Raw genomic sequence first — 16247 nt, 5'->3', positions numbered from 1 at the left:
ACTAATGAGTCCTATCCCGATTCTGTTTGTTATGTTCATCAATCAAAACCTTAAAAAGTGCAGAATACTCGCTTATGTAAGAAGGATTGGCACGCAACTCAACAATTGTGTCAACTGAAATGGGAGGAGAAGGGCTCGCGGCGAGATTTTTTTCTTTGGCTGAGCAAATAAGAATTCGATGAGCTAAAAGAAGGGCCTCGTCTATGTCGTGGGTCACCAGTATCACGGCAGCGCCCGTCGTTTGCCAGAGTTCGCGTGCAAAAAGATAAAGCTCGCTCTTTAATGCCATATCGAGATGGGAAAAAGGCTCATCCATCAGAACAATCTCAGGATTCGATGCAAAGGCCCGAATCAATGAGACCTTTTGTTTCATTCCCCCGGAGAGATCATGGGGTAAAAGACCCTCGCAAGAACTGAGTCCGAAACGGTTTAGCAATTCTTTACATTTTTCAAAGGTCTCACTGCCGCCTTTTAGAAAAACCCGAAGGTTTTGCATGACATTAAGCCAGGGAACAAGACCTGAATTTTGACTAACGTACCCCCAGCCCTGCAGTTGAGAAGAAAGATAAATTTGCCCCAAATTTGGTTTAAGTAGGCCCGCCGCCAATCGAAGAAAGGTCGTTTTTCCAGAGCCACTTCCCCCGATGAGCACGACTATTTCCTTAGGCCTTAATTTAAATTCGAGCGCCCTAAAAACTTCTCGCATTCCGAAGGAAAAGTGAACGTCCTTAAATATGATCAACTCATTTCTGGGTGGCGACGAATAATCAATTGGTAGCATTGTCTAAAAGCATGGTTGCCTGTTTTGCAAATTTTAAATCTACAATTTGTTCGACCTTGATAGGTTTAGTCAAATATTTTTTTCCTTGATACCATTCCAAATCCTGTTGAAGTGAGGTTAGGTCGAGAAGACCATTGTTATTTAAACCGACGGGTCGCATTTCCTTCCATAAGGAATCTTGATCGATAGGAATGTGTTTCTTCAAGGATGCAAGAAGGTCTTTATCAAAATACTTGTTTTCAACTGATTTGTTGTAAAGTCGAACTCCTCGCAAATATGCCTTCATAAATTTAATTCCATCATTCGGACGTTCAGAAATAAAATTGGGAGAAAAGAAAATAGCTGCACTTTGTTGACGAGGGTGAACGTCGACCCCTCCAGCCACCCTTTTTCCAATGCCATCTCTTTCTGCTTGAGTCAGAAATGGTTCCAATTGAATGCAAGCGTCGATCTGTTTTGTTCTGAGCGCAACATTCATTTCTGCATATGAAAGCTTAACAAAGGTCACGTCTTTGGCCGCCAGACCTGCTTTTGTAAGAAATCTTTCGGCGATTATCTGTTGGGATACTCCATCCAAAGCAGTAAGTCCCATCTTGAATCCTTTTAGATCTCCGAAACTCTTGTATCGCCCACTGGCAAGATGATCTGCACGGACGAGGAGGCCTATGTAGTCGCGGTCCAATGCCAAATGACCTTTATCAGCGACGAGCTTGAACTGTTGTCCCTCTGTCATTGCATTAAAGAGGCCAGAGGTCAGATTTCCAGCTCCGACATCTAACTCCCCCTTGGCGAGCAGAAGAGTCATGGGGGCTCCGGAATTTTTAAAGTCAGTGACATTTACATCGAGTCCCTCTTCAAGAAAATATCCTTTATCCAAAGCGATATAGATCCCTACGCTGCTGACAACTGGAGAAGATCCAACTTGGATAGGGCGATTACCTGCCGCTACAGAAGAAAGGAAAGGTAGAAAAATAAATAAAAATAAGGAAATGCTAAAGAACTTATTCATAATGAGACTCCTAGAAAAGGGAGGGTCTATATTTAAAGAATATTCAGCAAAACGCAAGAGAGGACTGCATTATTTTATTTGGCCCGAAGTGAATGGAGAATGAAGGGAAAATGAAAGGGAAAATGAAAGGGGAGTGAAATGAGAACGAAAGAGATGGCCCATTGAAGTCGGCCAATATTATGCGGATTTCTTCTGCGATTCGGCAATAAGAGGAAGGCGAATCACGAATCTTGTGTGAGGTGACGAACCATCAAGAACGATCGTTCCTGAGTGAGCTTCAATAATCTCTTTTGAAATACTTAGACCAAGTCCCGTACCTTTTCCGACTGGCTTGGTAGTGAAGAATGGATTCATCATTTTTTCAGCAATTTCCTTTGGAATACCATGACCGCTGTCAGTGATACTGAGTTCAATCAGATGCTCATTGACTTGAAAAAATCCAAATTCGATCCACTTTTCTTTCTGATCTTTTATTGCGTCGTATGAGTTGTTGAGTAGGTTCAAGAGGACCTGAGAAATTTGGCACGAGCGTGCACTTATGGTTAGATCCGGAATCGTTGCAATTCTAAAATCAATTCCAGAGAGATAAAATCTCTTTCTGCAGAGCTCAATTGTCTCGTTCAGTATATCTTTTAATGGCATCAATGCGAAGGGATCCCCATCCGCCTTTCGCGAGAATGACCTGAGACCTCTAATAATTTGAGATATCCTGTCACAAGTCGATGTGATTGTGTCAAGATGCTTAAAGGATTCTTCTAGGATTTTGGTTTCCATCGGTCCATTTGAATTTCGAGGGAGGATTTTCAAAATACGAGAGGACAGATTTTGAATAATAGTCAGAGGATTGTTGATTTCGTGGGCGATTCCACCGGCCATTTCTCCCAAAGTGGCCATTTTCGAAGCCTCTCTGAGGCGTGTGCGTTGAATTTCGTTTTCTTTCTCTTGCTGGATAGAGTTGCTGACGTCCCAATCACTTCCAACGACCCGGAGGATATTCCCTTCATTGTCATAAAAGCACTCTGCGTAAAACTCGATATACTTGATTGTTCCAGCTTTCGTTTTAATTCTAAATACCGAGCGAATATTTGGTTCCTTTTTGGAAAAGGCGAGTGACGTCAGATTTTTTAGCTTTTCCGAATCCTCCTTGAGAATTGATCTTAAAAAGTTGTCGTAATCTGGAGAAAACTTGTCATGGTCGATTTCCATGAGTTTGTACATGTTCTCATCCCAGACGATAGTTCCAGTTTTTAAATTCCATTCCCATAGGCAAAAAGTAACCGAGCGAACAGCAACTTCATGGCGTTCCTTGAGTTTGGAAAGGGCCTGATTCAAGTTCACCAATTCGGTCACGTCATCGAATGTCGAAATAACTTGATCTGGTCTGCACCCCGAAAGATGTCCTCGAGGGAAAAGCGGAACGGAGTTGATTTTTATCCATCGCCTGGCGGAATTGGGCTGTTCTATTCCCATGATGACATTTTTTTGGTTCAAACCTGTTTTTAATGCCAGTATTGCAGGGTGCTCGTTTCCCGGGAATGGGGATCCATCCTGATGAATGGCTTTCCATCTGGGATCCATGGAGGTTCTGCCCAGGAGCTGATCCGAGGCAAGGCCGAGTATTTCAAGGGCCGCGGGATTGAAGTCAATGATACTGCCCTTGTCATCTTGGAGGACAAATCCTGTCACGAGTGACGAAATGATAGCGTCGAAATGTGCCCTTGACGTTGAGGAAGTAGAATCTTTCGGTTCGCCCGACGATGACAAATTGTCTCCTGAAGTTCGCTGAGGGGCCTTACTTTTTTCTGTTTCGTTCCTCGCAAAAATGCTCAGTTGATTTGTCGGATGGTAATTGTAGTCGGTTGAGTCCAGTCTCAAATTGGGCCGTTTGGATTCGGGGATGAGTACCGATTGTTTGAGATCTAACAAGTCTGGTATCGACGGCAATTGAGCGATAGTCTTTAGTCAGAGCCGTCGGTGCCGCGCTCATGTCAGAAAGCCCACCCTGCCCGAAGCCAGGCTCAATACGGCGCCCAAAATTTTGAGCTGCTTTTTATGAACAAGTTCCTCGATCAGACGGCTCGAATTCGATAGTTGACTGATAGAAGCTCGCACATTTGCTTCGATAGCGCGATTCAACTTTTCTTCACGTGAAATCCCCGACATTTGTGAAATAGGATATATCTGAGGCCGAATGCGACTGACAATATCCTGAATGTTATCGGAAGTAGAGGACAAAGAGTTTTCGATATGGTCCAGCGTCGCAGTGACCGCTCCGCATTGAGTGTGTCCCATCACCAGGACGAGATTTGTTCCAAAAGTGCTGGCCGCAAATTCCACACTTCCGACGAGGGATGGAGCCACTATATTACCGGCCACACGGATGACGAATAAATCTCCGATATCTTGATCGAAAATTATCTCCACAGGGGTTCGAGAGTCGGAGCAGCATAAAACGATCACTTTTGGCGATTGGCCAGATAGTGAAAATTGTTTGAGTTTTCTTAACGAAGATTTTGAGGTTTGGAGTGATCTTCCTTCAAGAAACCTAATATTTCCTTCTTTCAATTCTCGTATGATTTGGTCTTGTCTGCTTTCGATGGCCGCTTCTCCTTTGAAAATCAATTGAATGCTAAGCCTAACTAAGAGCAGGGTTCAATCAAATATGTCAGAAAGGAAGGATTTTTTCTTCTTATGATAGGGCTCATATTTATGTTCTAAGTCGTCGTCATCATCCTTCCTGTAGTAGCTGTTTCTTTCCGAGTCCCGCATGGACGCGGACTTGGCCGGAATGGCCCGTTCGATGAGTTTGTCAAGCTCACCGCGATCCAGCCATACGCCACGACATTCGGGGCAGTAGTCAATTTCAATTCCTTGTCGCTCTGACATCATCAGCCTAACTTCTTTGCAATTTGGGCAGTTCATTGTCCCTCCTCCATTTTATTAGTCACCTGCACTTCAATTGATGACATTTGATTGATCGACCTAAGGCCTTTTTTGTTCAGATGGCTGTTCTCAAACGCTCGATTCTTTCCTCCAGCGGCGGATGGGTTGAGAAGAGTCGCATAATTCCAACGGGCCGACCTGATATCTTAAGCGCCTGAATAGATGGTTGTGCGGCAGGGTCGACTTCCTCGAAGGTCCGTTGCAAACCCTGAAGCGCCTGGATCATATTCTGTCGGCCTGCTAAGCGAGCGCCTCCTTTATCTGCCCGAAACTCCCGATAGCGAGAAAACCAGGCAACGACCATGGATCCAAGAATCATGAAAACAATCTCTAAAACAAACTGAACCACATAGTAGGCTATCGGGGCGCCAGAGCCCTCCCTGTCCTCACTCTTATTGCCAGCCATGACAAGAGCAAAAGCGATTGCGCGAGCAAGGAACATCACAAAGGCATTCACCACGCCCTGGATTAACGTCATGGTTACCATATCGCCATTTGCAATATGGGCGATCTCATGACCCAAAACACCCTTGATCTCCTCTCGCTTCATACTTTGAAGTAGCCCATTGGACACGGCAACAAGGGATCGTGATTTGGTTGGCCCCGTGGCGAATGCGTTCACCTCGGGAGAGTCATAGATTCCAACTTGAGGCATGGCTGGCAAATGTGCCGATTTTGCGAGGTCGTGGACCATTTGGAGGAGCTCTCGTTGTTCAAAATCTCTTGTATCAAGATCGATAATCTGAACACCCATCGTCCACTTAGCCATGATTCGAGAGAGCGCCAATGAAATGAAAGCACCACCCATGCCCCACACAAGGCAGAAGATCATGAGCGATTGGTAGTCGAGGCCATATTGGGTTAAATAGGGTTTAACCCCCAACATATTCAGAATGAGAGAAATGGTGACCATCACGAGCAGGTTGACTGCTATAAACAAACCGATTCTTTTTGCCCAAGCCATAAAAGAACACCTCCAAGTACAAAGCGAGTGTAGCCTTGACTAAAACTTATGGAAAGACGATAAATTCGATCATATAGTTTTGTTTAAACAAATTATTATATTTATTAAACAATAAATTAAAATTGTATTTTTTTTGGACTTATATCGGAGTTTGCGCGATGCAGTGGCTGAACTATCATCACCTCTACTATTTCCGAACGATTGCAACGGAGGGCGGAATTGCAAAAGCCGCCGAAAAGCTCCGCTTGGGTCAGCCAACTCTAAGTACCCAACTTAAGCAGCTCGAAGAAATGCTTGGAAAACCTCTGTTTGAGCGTCGCAATCGAAGAATGATCCTCACTGATGCTGGGAAGGCTGCACTTGACTATTCCAACGAGATTTTCAGGCTGGGTGACGAGATGGTTGAGGTTCTCAAGGATCGGAGCATTGGCAATCAGATCCACCTTCAGGTTGGCGCGCTTGATAGCGTGCCAAAGAGCGTCATCCTTTCTTTAGTGAAGGAGGCTTATAGAATATCACCATCGTGCACGGTATCGATCTTGGAGGGAAAAGGTGATGAGCTTTTTCGTGAGCTTTACAGCCACAAGCTTGATCTCATCCTCTCGAATTTTCCGCCGCCGGCCTTGGAGCAAAGGCAGGTGTATTCTAAATCTGTGGCCAAGTTACCCGTAGCTATTTTCGGCGCAGCATCTTTTGGCACACTTAAGAGATCCTTTCCACATTCTCTCAACGAAAAGCCTTTTGTCCTTCCAACTCCGCACAGCAAGCTAAGGCATGATCTCAATCACTATTTTAGGCTCCAAAATATTTGCATTCTTCCCGTCGCGGAGACTCAGGACACGAGCTTACAAATATTGTTCGCAAAACAAGGGATCGGGCTTGCGCCGCTTTCGGAGGTCTCAACCGAGAATTTAGTTCAAGCGGGAGCTCTTCAGCGGATTGGGAAGTTAAAGGGTGTCTACGAAGAGGTGTGGCTAGTCTCAGCTCAAAGAAAGCTTGAAAACCCGATTGCTGCAAAGCTCATAAAAAGCTTCACCTTGTATTGATTCGGTTAATACGAAGTATCGGATTATATTTATCTAATTTTTAAAATTTAAAAAATTCGTTAGATTTAGGTTTTTGCAGTTGGGGGGCACCCTTGAAGAAGCTAGAGAACATTTTCGAAGTCATCATTTTTTCCAGCAGATGGATACAGGCGCCCATTTATGGCGGTCTTATTGTAGGGTCCGTTCTTTATACCTACAAATTTTTGGTCGAGCTTTTGCATCTTTGCGCAACTGTAAATTCAGTTACAGAAGAAGTTTTGATGCTCGGAGTTTTGACTCTGGTGGATATTGCGATGGTTTTGAATCTGCTCACTATGGTCATCATCGGAGGATATGCTACATTTGTCAGTCGTATCCACTTGGAAAATCATGAGGACCGTCCAGATTGGCTAGAAAAAATCAACGCGGGAACTCTGAAGGTGAAATTAGCTGGAGCCTTGGTCGGTATCTCCGGAATCCACCTTCTGAAATCATTTGTCGACATTGGTAAGAAAGATCCAGAACAGATAAAATGGCAAATTGTGATCCATGTCGTTTTTCTGTTTTCAACTCTCGCCCTTGCCTACACTGAAAAAGTACTCCATTCGTGTGAGTCTAGTCCAAACAAATTAAAGCATTCTTAGTTGGGGAGTCGAGAATGAAGGGATTCGTCTCTGAAGTTTCCGTTGCACCGTCATGGCTTTGGGCTGCATTTACTCTTGGGGTCCTTGTCCTGTTGGCGATAGACTTGAGTCTATTTGGACGTGGAAATCACAAGATTCAGGCCAAGACGGCCTTGATTGAAAGCGGAATCTGGATAGCAGTTGCAATCTGTTTCAATACTTGGTTTGCGATGGCATTTGGGACCGAGCTGGGGCTTGAATTCTTGACTGGCTACCTGGTGGAAAAGAGTCTGAGCGTCGATAATCTTTTTGTGATTTTGCTTATTTTTAGCTCCTTTCGAATACCTGAAATTCATCAGCACCGAGTGCTTTTTTATGGTGTCTTGGGCGCTATCGTGCTGCGAGCGGTATTTATTCTCTTAGGTGCTCATCTGCTCCATTCATTTCATTGGGTTCTTTATATTTTTGGAATCATTCTGGTTTTCACAGCAATTAAATTTTTGCGTGAAACCGATGATAGAGTTGATGTTAAGGAAGATTGGTCGATTCGCCTGTTGAAAAAAATCCTTCCCACGACAGATAAATCAAGTGGAACCCACTTTTTTGTTTCCGAAAATGGCGTGCGAAAGGCCACGCCGCTGTTTCTCGCGCTTGTTGTGATTGAAGCGACTGATCTCGTTTTTGCGGTGGATTCAATTCCCGCGGTATTTGCCGTCACTCAAGATGCCTTTGTTGCCTTTGCCTCTAACATTCTCGCAATCTTGGGTCTTAGGGCTCTTTACTTTGTTCTTGCGGATTGGGTTGTTAAAATGCGCTATCTGAAGCCGGGTCTTGCTGCCATTTTGGGATTTATTGGTGCAAAAATGCTTCTGGTTGATCTCTTCAAAGTTCCCAGCTGGATTTCTTTACTTGTTATTTTTTCCATCCTGACAACGGCGGCTCTCAGCTCGTGGTATGTGGCAAGGATAGAGATAAAGCAAATGGAGAAGTCGGATCCATTTTTATGATCTCAGAACCGAATTGGGGTGGACTACTCTCTGCTTAGATTCAGAGACTTTCATCGAGATCACCGTCCCCAGCGCCTCTGAATCATCAAAACAGCGGATTTCCCTAGGCTTGTGTTGATAGGACTCCCAAATAGAGTCTGGTCTGAATAGCTCAAAGTCCCGGTCCACTCATCACTTGCCAGATAGTTTGCTGAGATGAGTGCTGTGGTATGTCTCTCTGGCAAACCCCTGGATGACGTATTCCCTCGAACATCAATGGGATCTTCATAGGTCCATGTGAGAGATCCACCGATGCGAATGGATTGAAGATTGTACCCGCCGCCCAATCCAAGATTTCCACCAAAACCTGGCACAAGCCTGCCTTGGATTTGGGAATTAGAAACACTCTTTGAAAACGAGTGATGAATTTCCAATGAGCTAAAAAGATCGTATTTGCCAATGGCCTTCGTGAGGAGAGTTCCTAGTCCGAGGGCCCAGAATCCATTGCCGCGACTGTCTAAGCCTCCGACCTCCGATTCAGCGCGAGATTTTCCTGTCGGAAGCGTCAGTTGAATATAGCCAATCCCTTTCGGCCTGATCAGATTATAGTCCCAATCTGGAAGATATTCGTAGCCGATTGTTGTGGAGATATCCCCAAGTCCTGAGAAATTTTGATTCATGCGTGATCGCTGAACGAGAGGCAGCGCGAATCCAGCCTGCCAACGATCGGAGATCAGATGGGCTCCCTCTATTCTGAAAGTCTGCATCATCTGATGCTCATCCCATTTTCTCCAAATACCGCGAGAGTCGACATTGTCAATCGCGACTTCTGTAAATGAGTACGAGGTCGTCAGTTGAGCTTTATCGTCTCCCGCGATGATCGCAGGCGCGGCAACTCCACCCCCGCAGCAAGCGGCGGCCCATGAAAGCGAAGGAGCAAAGACAAAGTTAGAAAATAAGAGTAACCACAGTTTCATCTTGAACCGTATTCCCATCTTTGACTTGAAATTTCAGTTCCCACTCGCCAGGCATAACAAAGAAAACATTCCTTGCGCGATAGCTTCCAGCGTCAACCCTCTCAACGGAAGTGGATCTTGAGCCGTGGCCCATTGAAGGCATCCACAAGACCAATGTGGGAACGGAAGAGAGATCGACCGGAATTGGAGAGTCATCGAGAGCATTGGCACGGACAACCTTAAAAATGAGAGAACCAACCTGAGTCGATGTCGGCATTTTTTCCCATTGCCACAACAAACAATAGCCGGAACTTTGAAACCGGCTCCCACAATCTGTCACTTTCTGAATCTGAGAGGTATTTCCTGAAGAAGTTGGTTGTGCAGTTTCGTATCTGGGTTCCGCGCAACCAAAAAATACAAGGACTAAAAAAGTCAGTGTCAGATTTTTTCTACCAGACATGACTGCCACCTCTGGAGATCACGCAGCCGAGAGTTCGACCTTCAGGAGTTTTGACCTTGTGGCCAGCCGCAAGGTCACTCAAAGCCTCTCTGAGGTACTTTCGATCCGTCTTGTCATCAAAGTGGCGACTGCTTGAAACGCCGCCCTGGTAGGCTGTCGTTCCATCGTTCAAAACCACGAACGCATGGGGTGTTTTGAGTGCTTTAAACTCGTCAGCGAGTTTTGCTTCCGAATCCCGCAGGACAGGAAAAGGAAGGTTTGCCGTCTTGAAGTAAGTGGATGTGACTTCCCTGCTCTCAGTTGTATTTGAGTGAATTCCGACAAAATCAAAATCTGAGAAGTCATTACTCAGACTTTTTAGTTCGACGAGATGACTGTTCGAGCAGGACAAACGGCTGAAAGAAATACGACCACCAGCCCCCGTTTTGCGGATTTTCCCACCTGTATTGGTCGTTCATCAACGACAGATTTGCCCGAAATCTGATGAGGAAGCGCTGCCGCAGCAGGCCCGTTCAAAAGAAGAAGAAACCCTAAGAAAAGTGAAGAGAAAAAGGCGACAGAATTCATTAAACCAACAGCAGGCGTCTCCGCCCACAGCTCCTCTGAGATCCGAACGGGCGCTTTCTACCCATCAGGCTCTTAAATTTGTGTTTCAACTCTGAACCAACTTTATTGGTGACGTCAATCATATCGTAACCCATTAAAGTTATTGCAAGAGGAATGAACAATGAGTTTCCTGAGATAGCACGAAAAACAGATTAATGGAATGGCAGCGCAACATGATGTTGCATCAGGAAGTCAGGTATTTCCAATTCCCTCGATTTCAGTTACAAAGCGTGACCAATGCCACTCACCGAGGTCGATATTCCTAAGCTGCACGAATCTCCATTTGAGCCCGTGACTCGCACTTTCAATTGGATCACGTCACAGCTCGGCCGCTTCTTTCGCTTCGCCGACATTCCTGCAGGGGGTGAGTTGGCCAAGCTGCTATGGCTCATTCGTATGCGGTGGCTCGCCGTGGGCCTGTTCTTCGTGCTGACTGGGCCAGCCTTGATGATGGGTTTTCTGACTCGAGAAAATGTTTTTGTTTACCTAACAATGTTGGGCGTTTTGCTCGTGGTTAACCTATTGACCCAGTTGGTCGTTGCAGAGCAAGGGCGTTGGGTCGGTCCATTCTGGATTTGCTTTCAGATGGCGTTCGACCTTTGCGTCTTAACGACTCTTCTTGTGATCACGGGTGGATTCGCGAATCCGTTCGTCGTTCTGTTCCTCCTTAATGTAGCAATCGGTGGGCTGCTCATTCCAGGACGCTTGAGCTGGCCGTTTCTTTTTCTGGCCCACACCTTTCTGGCCTTACTCCAGTTTCAGTTTGCGATAAAAGATATTGTTGAAATCAATTCAGGTCTGTTGGAGACATTTGTCGTTTGTCACTTTCTCGTCTTATCGTTTTGGCTCGTGATGCGCTCGCTCGGAGTGCACCTGGAGCGTCAGGCCAAGCGCGAAGCTCAGGCGCAGACGATCATCGAAAAACAGGATCGGCTTCGTGCCATTGGCGCTCTCGCCGCAGGTTTTTCCCATGAATTTGCAAGTCCTTTGAATTCCGCAAAGATTCGTCTAGAGCGTGCGTTTCAAGAGAGTCCCACGGAGGACATCACTGAGGCTCTCGAAGCGGTGAAGGAGTGTGAAACCGTTGTTCACCAGATGAATTCCTCTCAGATGGACAGTCGTGATTTCGCGTTCAAGGAGGTCATAATCGCTGATTTATTGAAAGATGTCGTAGAATCTTGGAGGGAAGAACATCCAGAAACCTCAGTCCGATTTAGGTTTGAGGACCGTTCATTGGGTTTGATTCCTCCCATCAACTTCGCCCAAGCCGTTTTGAATCTTCTCGACAATGCCGCAGAAGCTGCACCAGCAAAAGAAATCGACGTTACTTTGCGATGCTCAAACGAAGGTTTTTATCTGCGCGTGTCGGATCAAGGGCCAGGCTTCACTGCTTCTGTTCTCGCTCGGTTTGGAGAGCCATTTGTCACGACCAAAGCTACGGGAACGGGCCTCGGCCTCTATGTGTCGCATCTTTTTTGCCAGTCTTTGGGTGGATCACTCACCATTAGGCAATCTGAAGAATTCGGTGGTGCGGAGGTGCGCCTTGAGTGGCCAAGGCAAAAGGAACGGGCATGAAAAAGACTCTTCTCATTCTCGAAGACGACCTTCGATTAGCCCATTCTTTGGCGAGAGAATTTGAGGACCACGGGTATGAGGTGTCGATCGCAGAGTCTATTCGAGAGATTTCCGAACGTCCGGTTTCGTTTGCTATCGTTGATCTCAGACTTGGTGGAGAGTTTGGACTTGAAGCTATTGACAAGATAAAGCGGTTCTCTCCTGAGAGTCGAATTGTGGTTCTCTCTGGATATGGCAGCATTGCAACTGCGGTCGAGGCGCTAAAACGAGGGGCTGTGGACTATATCACTAAGCCGGCTAGCTACGCTCTCATTGAGGCTGCGCTTTTAGGCAAACGAATACTTCATGATCCTGAGTTCAAGGCTCCATCGCTTTCTCAGGTCGAGCACGAGTACATTGATTTCATTCTTACCAAAAACGAGGGGAACATTTCAAAAACAGCTAGAGCTTTGGGACTTCACCGTCAAAGCCTTCAGAGAAAACTCAAAAAGTACACTTAATAATGAAAGGAACTAGGGGGAATAAAATGAAAACAATGATTTTAAAAGTGAGCATCGGTCTCAGTCTCAGTCTCAGTCTTAGTCTCGGCCTCGGTCTCGGTGTTAGTGTCATTTGTTCTGAGGCGGACGCCTCGATTCTGAATCTCAGGCCTGGAACTGTTTACATGGGCATGGAATCTCTGAATGAGCGCTTGACCGGAAATTCCTGCTTTATCACCATCCACAGAGTGGACTCCGCTCCCGAGAAAGGCCTGCATTGCCATTCCATTGATTTTCTTTTTGCCTCGGAGAGGACGGATGTCCCCAAGGAGACTCTTCGCGTCGAGTCGCGGGTCACAAACCTACATCGTTCTGAGTACCCGGGATTGCGTACCTGTGCGATGAATGTGGATGGTTCTACCTCAGGTGATGAAATCTATGGAGAGGACACCGAGAGTCTTTATAACCAGAGTTTCGGCGGTTGGAAGAAGCAGGATGGCACCCAATATGACTATTTTTTGACAGTTTCTCCTAAGACCAAGGATCTTGTGCGGGCTCGCATTCATGTTCTGAAGATCTTGACCGAAAGAAACTATGATTGCGTTCGACTGGAAAAAATGTGAAACGATCGATGTGGAAGTTAGTGATATAGGTAAACTTAAGGAGTCATCAATAGGAGTGATCAATGAAGGCAGCTCTTTTTTCTCTGTGCTCAATATTTTTTTCGATGAGTGCGTTCGCCCACCCTGGGCATGATGGCCATCTCGTCTTCTCTGAAGGCGAGATCCATGCTCATCTCTCTTGGGAACACGGCCCTGACAGCAGCGGTGGCGAATCAAAAATGAGGTTGGAGTGGCATGATGGCGTGACTCATGCGTTGATTGAACCCGGACTCTCGTTCTCGGTCTCCCTTTGGATGCCTTCGATGGGTGGGATGCCTTCGAAGGGTCACGGATCCGCTCCCACTCAGATCCAGCCTGTTCTCAATGCAAAAGGGGAAGTGGTCACCGGGACATACCTTGTTACCAGTATGTTCTTTCTCATGGCTGGCGAATGGGAAGTCCGAGTCACCGTGAATTACCGTGACGATCGCGAAGAGACCCAGGCATGGGCGATCTTGGTGGCAGGCGATGATCACGGTGGACACCGTCACTGATCAGCCGTCAACCCAAGTAATAGTGATCGCTTAAATATTCTTCAGCTTAATATCGCAGCAATCCAAACAGAGGGAGTCTTTAGAATTGCCCTTTCGAACTAAAGGGTTGATTTCATAAAGGATTTTTCGCCCGTGTCTCGTCACGCGCACGAGTCCAGAATCCCGAAGAGCTTTGAGGTGTTTTGAAAGAAGGGTCTCCTCTATTCTAAGTTTTTTACGAATGTCTTCAACGAAGCTGGGTTTAAGGAGCAATATGGCGAGTACCTGGAGGCGACTTTGCTCTCCAATAACGGAGAATAGATAGGAAGGATTACCAATCATAGTTTTCAATTGTAGACCCTCGCGTATTTGACCCTGTAAAGGATATCTGATTAGCAGCAGCAATCCAGTCATAACGCGATATTACATGAGTTTACATTCAACTATTATATTGGATTTTCAAAAGTGCACTGCGATCCTTAATCGTGGGAAATCCCCAAATCCATGTTGGCATGAAACCATACCCCACGGATAGATGGAGAGGGGAGTGAGCGCATAAATGAGAATTGTAAATTGTGGCGACCAAGCGACCAAATTCGGTATTTCACCGGACACTGGATTCTTGACTCACAGAATCTTGGGCCAACCGCCCTTTTTAACAATTCCAATTTGAGACGTGAAGATTGCCAATTCTTTTAGATATATTTATTTTTATAAGAACTACCAAGGAGACAGCCGGTTTGCATGGGCGTGCAAATAACTATTCTGTCCCAATCAGCTGCTTTTGACGAACAAGTTTGCCCTTTGAAGAATACTGTTCTTCACGAATCAGACCAATTGCAGGGGCAAAATACTGGTGCACCGAGGATCCGTCAGCTTTTACGACAGAAAGTCTCCATACGTCTCTAAAAATCAGTTGCTCCCACTTAAAGTCGATTTTTATCCATGAGATTTTTAATGTTTCTCCATCCAGCGGATTCTCAAATATTTCGAACCGGTTTCCTCCCTTGGAAGGAACTTTCCAGATTTCGGGCTGAGGCTGTCCAGACTGATTGATCCACATCTTGCTTCCTGAGTTCCAATAACTGTCCTCATGAGCATCAACAAAAGCAATGGTCTCAGCATAAGCACGGTTTTCACCGGGCCAGCGGCTGACTCGTAAAACATAAATTTGATGACCATTGAGAGTCATCACTTCAGAAACACGCTCAGTGGTCCCATCGTCCCACATCCGACGATACTTCTCGCTGTATATAGCTTTATAGGCAGGGATCTCAACACTTGCATTCCGGGGATGCAGAGCCTGATAATTGTGATCCACGGCAGCTTGCACTGACTGAATCCTTTTCGAAATAATTGAGTCTTCGCTCTCCATGAACTCCACTTCGAGAATTGGAAAAATTCTTTGTAATTCTTCTATCAGCACATTGAAAAATGAAATGAATTCGCCTTCCGTAAGATTAAAAATTCCGCTCAGTCCGATATCTGTACTCGATAGATCCCGAACTTTGAGTAGGTTCTGAAATTTTGTCTCTGTCTGAGCTAACCGCTCGACGGCTTTGCTCAGAACATTCCTGACCAAGTTTCCTCGATCCTTTACTCCCCTAGGTTTTAAGCTAAACAGAAGAGATTGCGAGCTGGATCCCTCAACAAGGTACATTTCGGCGTACCCACCAAGATGCCCAATAACTTCAAAGGGAATCGATTCATTCGCTTTCGATTGACGAATGGTCAACAAATATGAAGAGTGTCCTGAAAATCCAGAAAGAACACTGGTCGCTTTTTCTTTCTTAATTTGAATGAGGTTCCGACATTTATCCATCTCGGTCGCACTCAATAACCTCACTGAAGAATAAAGGAGAAACATGATTTGTAGAAAAAGCGCCAATATTCCCACTTCAGATCTCAAAGATTCTTAGTTTACTAAGTTAAACACTCAGCAAAGCCTGAAAAGGGGCTGGTGAGTCAAGCGATATCGGCCTAATCGACCAATATGTAAGCTCTACCAGTATCCGCATTTCTAATACGACAATTTAATATACGATAAATGGCACGTCTACTTGCGCAAGCAACGAGAAGGAAAAAATAAAGTGCGTTCCGCTACAGACTTCTGGGATTTTTGTTTAAACTGGAGTGCTCGTTGTTATAGGTCTCGTATCCTTGAATTTAATCGATTCCCCCGAACCTTGCCGATTCTAGCGCCTGAGATAAAGACCCCCTCTCTAGGTGCCTCCTTTGGAATCGATGAACCGTCCTCGCGTTGTTGTTTTTCACTGTCACCTTTGCCCGGAACTGGATATCAGAATAACGGACATTTTGCTAGAACAGGGCTGCCAAAGATTATAAAAACAGAGTTTTTTTGAATTCTATATGGCAGATCATTGATCTACTTGGGCGAAAATGGACTCTGGAATTCCCAGAAAAACTCGATAATTTCTCAGGCGGCGTTTAGTGTTGATTCATACTCCGTAGGACTCTGATAGCCGATTGATGAATCCAATCTTTTTTTATTGTACCAGGTTTCAATATACTCAAAAACTAAGGCTCTCAACTCCGCCTCTGTTTTAAAGACAATTTGCCTACTTATTTTGGCAAGAAATGGCAAAGACATGGGAGCGATAAAAATAATGGGCATATAAATGAGATACCTACATGGCATGATGATTGCTAGCCTTTCTAGCACCTTATTGAGTTTGCCAGGAGAC

19 protein-coding genes are annotated in these 16247 nt (G+C 45.5%); 7 read left to right on the top strand and 12 right to left on the bottom strand.

Annotated features, from left to right (window positions below):
* Position 1: 1 nt before the first annotated feature.
* From IPJ71_13390 to htpX, 6 genes are all read right to left on the bottom strand, one after another.
* On the bottom strand, positions 2 to 781 hold the full coding sequence (locus IPJ71_13390; GenBank protein ID MBK7844661.1) for an ATP-binding cassette domain-containing protein: 780 nt from the start codon (positions 779 to 781) through the stop codon (positions 2 to 4).
* Positions 768 to 1790, bottom strand: a complete 1023-nt coding sequence (locus IPJ71_13385; protein ID MBK7844660.1) for an ABC transporter substrate-binding protein — start codon at positions 1788 to 1790, stop codon at positions 768 to 770. The genes IPJ71_13390 and IPJ71_13385 overlap by 14 nt, the downstream gene beginning before the upstream one ends.
* A 177-nt stretch (positions 1791 to 1967) precedes the next feature.
* On the bottom strand, positions 1968 to 3716 hold the full coding sequence (locus IPJ71_13380) for a PAS domain S-box protein (GenBank protein MBK7844659.1): 1749 nt from the start codon (positions 3714 to 3716) through the stop codon (positions 1968 to 1970).
* Between the two features lie 57 nt (positions 3717 to 3773).
* Positions 3774 to 4388 (bottom strand): carbonic anhydrase, encoded by a 615-nt coding sequence (locus IPJ71_13375; protein ID MBK7844658.1) that lies wholly within the window; start codon positions 4386 to 4388, stop codon positions 3774 to 3776.
* Positions 4389 to 4442: 54 nt separating this feature from the next.
* Positions 4443 to 4712 carry a zf-TFIIB domain-containing protein gene (locus tag IPJ71_13370; protein MBK7844657.1) on the bottom strand — a complete coding sequence of 90 codons (270 nt, stop codon included), beginning with the start codon at positions 4710 to 4712 and terminating at the stop codon, positions 4443 to 4445.
* Between the two features lie 76 nt (positions 4713 to 4788).
* On the bottom strand, positions 4789 to 5697 hold the full coding sequence (gene htpX / locus IPJ71_13365) for a protease HtpX (GenBank protein ID MBK7844656.1): 909 nt from the start codon (positions 5695 to 5697) through the stop codon (positions 4789 to 4791).
* A 158-nt stretch (positions 5698 to 5855) separates the two neighbouring features.
* On the opposite strand from htpX, the gene IPJ71_13360 reads away from it, so the two are divergent.
* From IPJ71_13360 to IPJ71_13350, 3 genes are all read left to right on the top strand, one after another.
* Positions 5856 to 6743: a LysR family transcriptional regulator gene (locus IPJ71_13360; protein ID MBK7844655.1), complete on the top strand. Its 888-nt coding sequence runs from the start codon at positions 5856 to 5858 to the stop codon at positions 6741 to 6743.
* A 92-nt stretch (positions 6744 to 6835) separates the two neighbouring features.
* Positions 6836 to 7366 (top strand): TIGR00645 family protein, encoded by a 531-nt coding sequence (locus IPJ71_13355; protein ID MBK7844654.1) that lies wholly within the window; start codon positions 6836 to 6838, stop codon positions 7364 to 7366.
* A 14-nt stretch (positions 7367 to 7380) separates the two neighbouring features.
* Positions 7381 to 8352: a TerC family protein gene (locus tag IPJ71_13350; GenBank protein ID MBK7844653.1), complete on the top strand. Its 972-nt coding sequence runs from the start codon at positions 7381 to 7383 to the stop codon at positions 8350 to 8352.
* 59 nt (positions 8353 to 8411) lie between these two features.
* Here the strand turns inward: IPJ71_13350 and IPJ71_13345 are convergent, their stop codons facing one another.
* From IPJ71_13345 to IPJ71_13335, 3 genes are read right to left on the bottom strand one after another with little or no spacing between them, the layout of a single operon-like run.
* Entirely contained in the window at positions 8412 to 9308 is an 897-nt protein-coding gene (locus IPJ71_13345; GenBank protein ID MBK7844652.1) for a hypothetical protein, read from the bottom strand.
* Positions 9280 to 9747, bottom strand: a complete 468-nt coding sequence (locus IPJ71_13340) for a FixH family protein (GenBank protein MBK7844651.1) — start codon at positions 9745 to 9747, stop codon at positions 9280 to 9282. The genes IPJ71_13345 and IPJ71_13340 overlap by 29 nt, the downstream gene beginning before the upstream one ends.
* Positions 9737 to 10138 carry a redoxin domain-containing protein gene (locus IPJ71_13335; protein MBK7844650.1) on the bottom strand — a complete coding sequence of 134 codons (402 nt, stop codon included), beginning with the start codon at positions 10136 to 10138 and terminating at the stop codon, positions 9737 to 9739. The genes IPJ71_13340 and IPJ71_13335 overlap by 11 nt, the downstream gene beginning before the upstream one ends.
* Before the next feature lie 452 nt (positions 10139 to 10590).
* Between IPJ71_13335 and IPJ71_13330 the strand changes: the two genes are divergently transcribed.
* The 4 genes from IPJ71_13330 (at position 10591) to IPJ71_13315 (ending at position 13563) form a co-directional block, all read left to right on the top strand.
* Positions 10591 to 11928: a HAMP domain-containing histidine kinase gene (locus tag IPJ71_13330; GenBank protein MBK7844649.1), complete on the top strand. Its 1338-nt coding sequence runs from the start codon at positions 10591 to 10593 to the stop codon at positions 11926 to 11928.
* Positions 11901 to 12428, top strand: coding sequence for a response regulator (locus tag IPJ71_13325; GenBank protein ID MBK7844648.1), 528 nt, complete (start codon positions 11901 to 11903; stop codon positions 12426 to 12428). Before IPJ71_13330 ends, IPJ71_13325 begins: the two co-directional genes overlap by 28 nt.
* Positions 12429 to 12454: 26 nt before the next feature.
* Positions 12455 to 13030 carry a hypothetical protein gene (locus IPJ71_13320; protein ID MBK7844647.1) on the top strand — a complete coding sequence of 192 codons (576 nt, stop codon included), beginning with the start codon at positions 12455 to 12457 and terminating at the stop codon, positions 13028 to 13030.
* Positions 13031 to 13092: 62 nt separating this feature from the next.
* Positions 13093 to 13563 (top strand): hypothetical protein, encoded by a 471-nt coding sequence (locus IPJ71_13315; protein MBK7844646.1) that lies wholly within the window; start codon positions 13093 to 13095, stop codon positions 13561 to 13563.
* 30 nt (positions 13564 to 13593) lie between these two features.
* On the opposite strand, the gene IPJ71_13310 is transcribed toward IPJ71_13315, so the two are convergent.
* The 3 genes from IPJ71_13310 to IPJ71_13300 form a co-directional block, all read right to left on the bottom strand.
* Positions 13594 to 13893 carry a winged helix-turn-helix transcriptional regulator gene (locus tag IPJ71_13310; GenBank protein MBK7844645.1) on the bottom strand — a complete coding sequence of 100 codons (300 nt, stop codon included), beginning with the start codon at positions 13891 to 13893 and terminating at the stop codon, positions 13594 to 13596.
* 409 nt (positions 13894 to 14302) lie between these two features.
* On the bottom strand, positions 14303 to 15409 hold the full coding sequence (locus IPJ71_13305; GenBank protein MBK7844644.1) for a hypothetical protein: 1107 nt from the start codon (positions 15407 to 15409) through the stop codon (positions 14303 to 14305).
* A 570-nt stretch (positions 15410 to 15979) separates the two neighbouring features.
* A complete protein-coding gene (locus IPJ71_13300) occupies positions 15980 to 16201 on the bottom strand; it encodes an IS3 family transposase (protein ID MBK7844643.1) in 222 nt (73 codons plus the stop codon).
* Positions 16202 to 16247 lie beyond the last annotated feature (46 nt).

This window comes from Bdellovibrionales bacterium, assembly GCA_016714165.1.
Taxonomy (GTDB): domain Bacteria; phylum Bdellovibrionota; class Bdellovibrionia; order Bdellovibrionales; family UBA1609; genus JADJVA01.
The sequence above is the reverse complement of the archived record's forward strand: the minus strand, read 5'-3'. Positions and strand labels throughout refer to the sequence as shown.

Coding starts and splice junctions, on each gene's coding strand:
- IPJ71_13320 (MBK7844647.1), top strand. CDS start 12,455: ATGAAAACAATGATTTTAAAAGTGAGCATCGGTCTCAGTCTCAGTCTC.
- IPJ71_13350 (MBK7844653.1), top strand. CDS start 7,381: ATGAAGGGATTCGTCTCTGAAGTTTCCGTTGCACCGTCATGGCTTTGG.
- IPJ71_13315 (MBK7844646.1), top strand. CDS start 13,093: ATGAAGGCAGCTCTTTTTTCTCTGTGCTCAATATTTTTTTCGATGAGT.
- IPJ71_13360 (MBK7844655.1), top strand. CDS start 5,856: ATGCAGTGGCTGAACTATCATCACCTCTACTATTTCCGAACGATTGCA.
- IPJ71_13390 (MBK7844661.1), bottom strand. CDS start 781: ATGCTACCAATTGATTATTCGTCGCCACCCAGAAATGAGTTGATCATA.
- IPJ71_13385 (MBK7844660.1), bottom strand. CDS start 1,790: ATGAATAAGTTCTTTAGCATTTCCTTATTTTTATTTATTTTTCTACCT.
- IPJ71_13370 (MBK7844657.1), bottom strand. CDS start 4,712: ATGAACTGCCCAAATTGCAAAGAAGTTAGGCTGATGATGTCAGAGCGA.
- IPJ71_13305 (MBK7844644.1), bottom strand. CDS start 15,409: ATGTTTCTCCTTTATTCTTCAGTGAGGTTATTGAGTGCGACCGAGATG.
- IPJ71_13330 (MBK7844649.1), top strand. CDS start 10,591: ATGCCACTCACCGAGGTCGATATTCCTAAGCTGCACGAATCTCCATTT.
- htpX (MBK7844656.1), bottom strand. CDS start 5,697: ATGGCTTGGGCAAAAAGAATCGGTTTGTTTATAGCAGTCAACCTGCTC.
- IPJ71_13300 (MBK7844643.1), bottom strand. CDS start 16,201: ATGCCATGTAGGTATCTCATTTATATGCCCATTATTTTTATCGCTCCC.
- IPJ71_13340 (MBK7844651.1), bottom strand. CDS start 9,747: ATGTCTGGTAGAAAAAATCTGACACTGACTTTTTTAGTCCTTGTATTT.
- IPJ71_13345 (MBK7844652.1), bottom strand. CDS start 9,308: ATGAAACTGTGGTTACTCTTATTTTCTAACTTTGTCTTTGCTCCTTCG.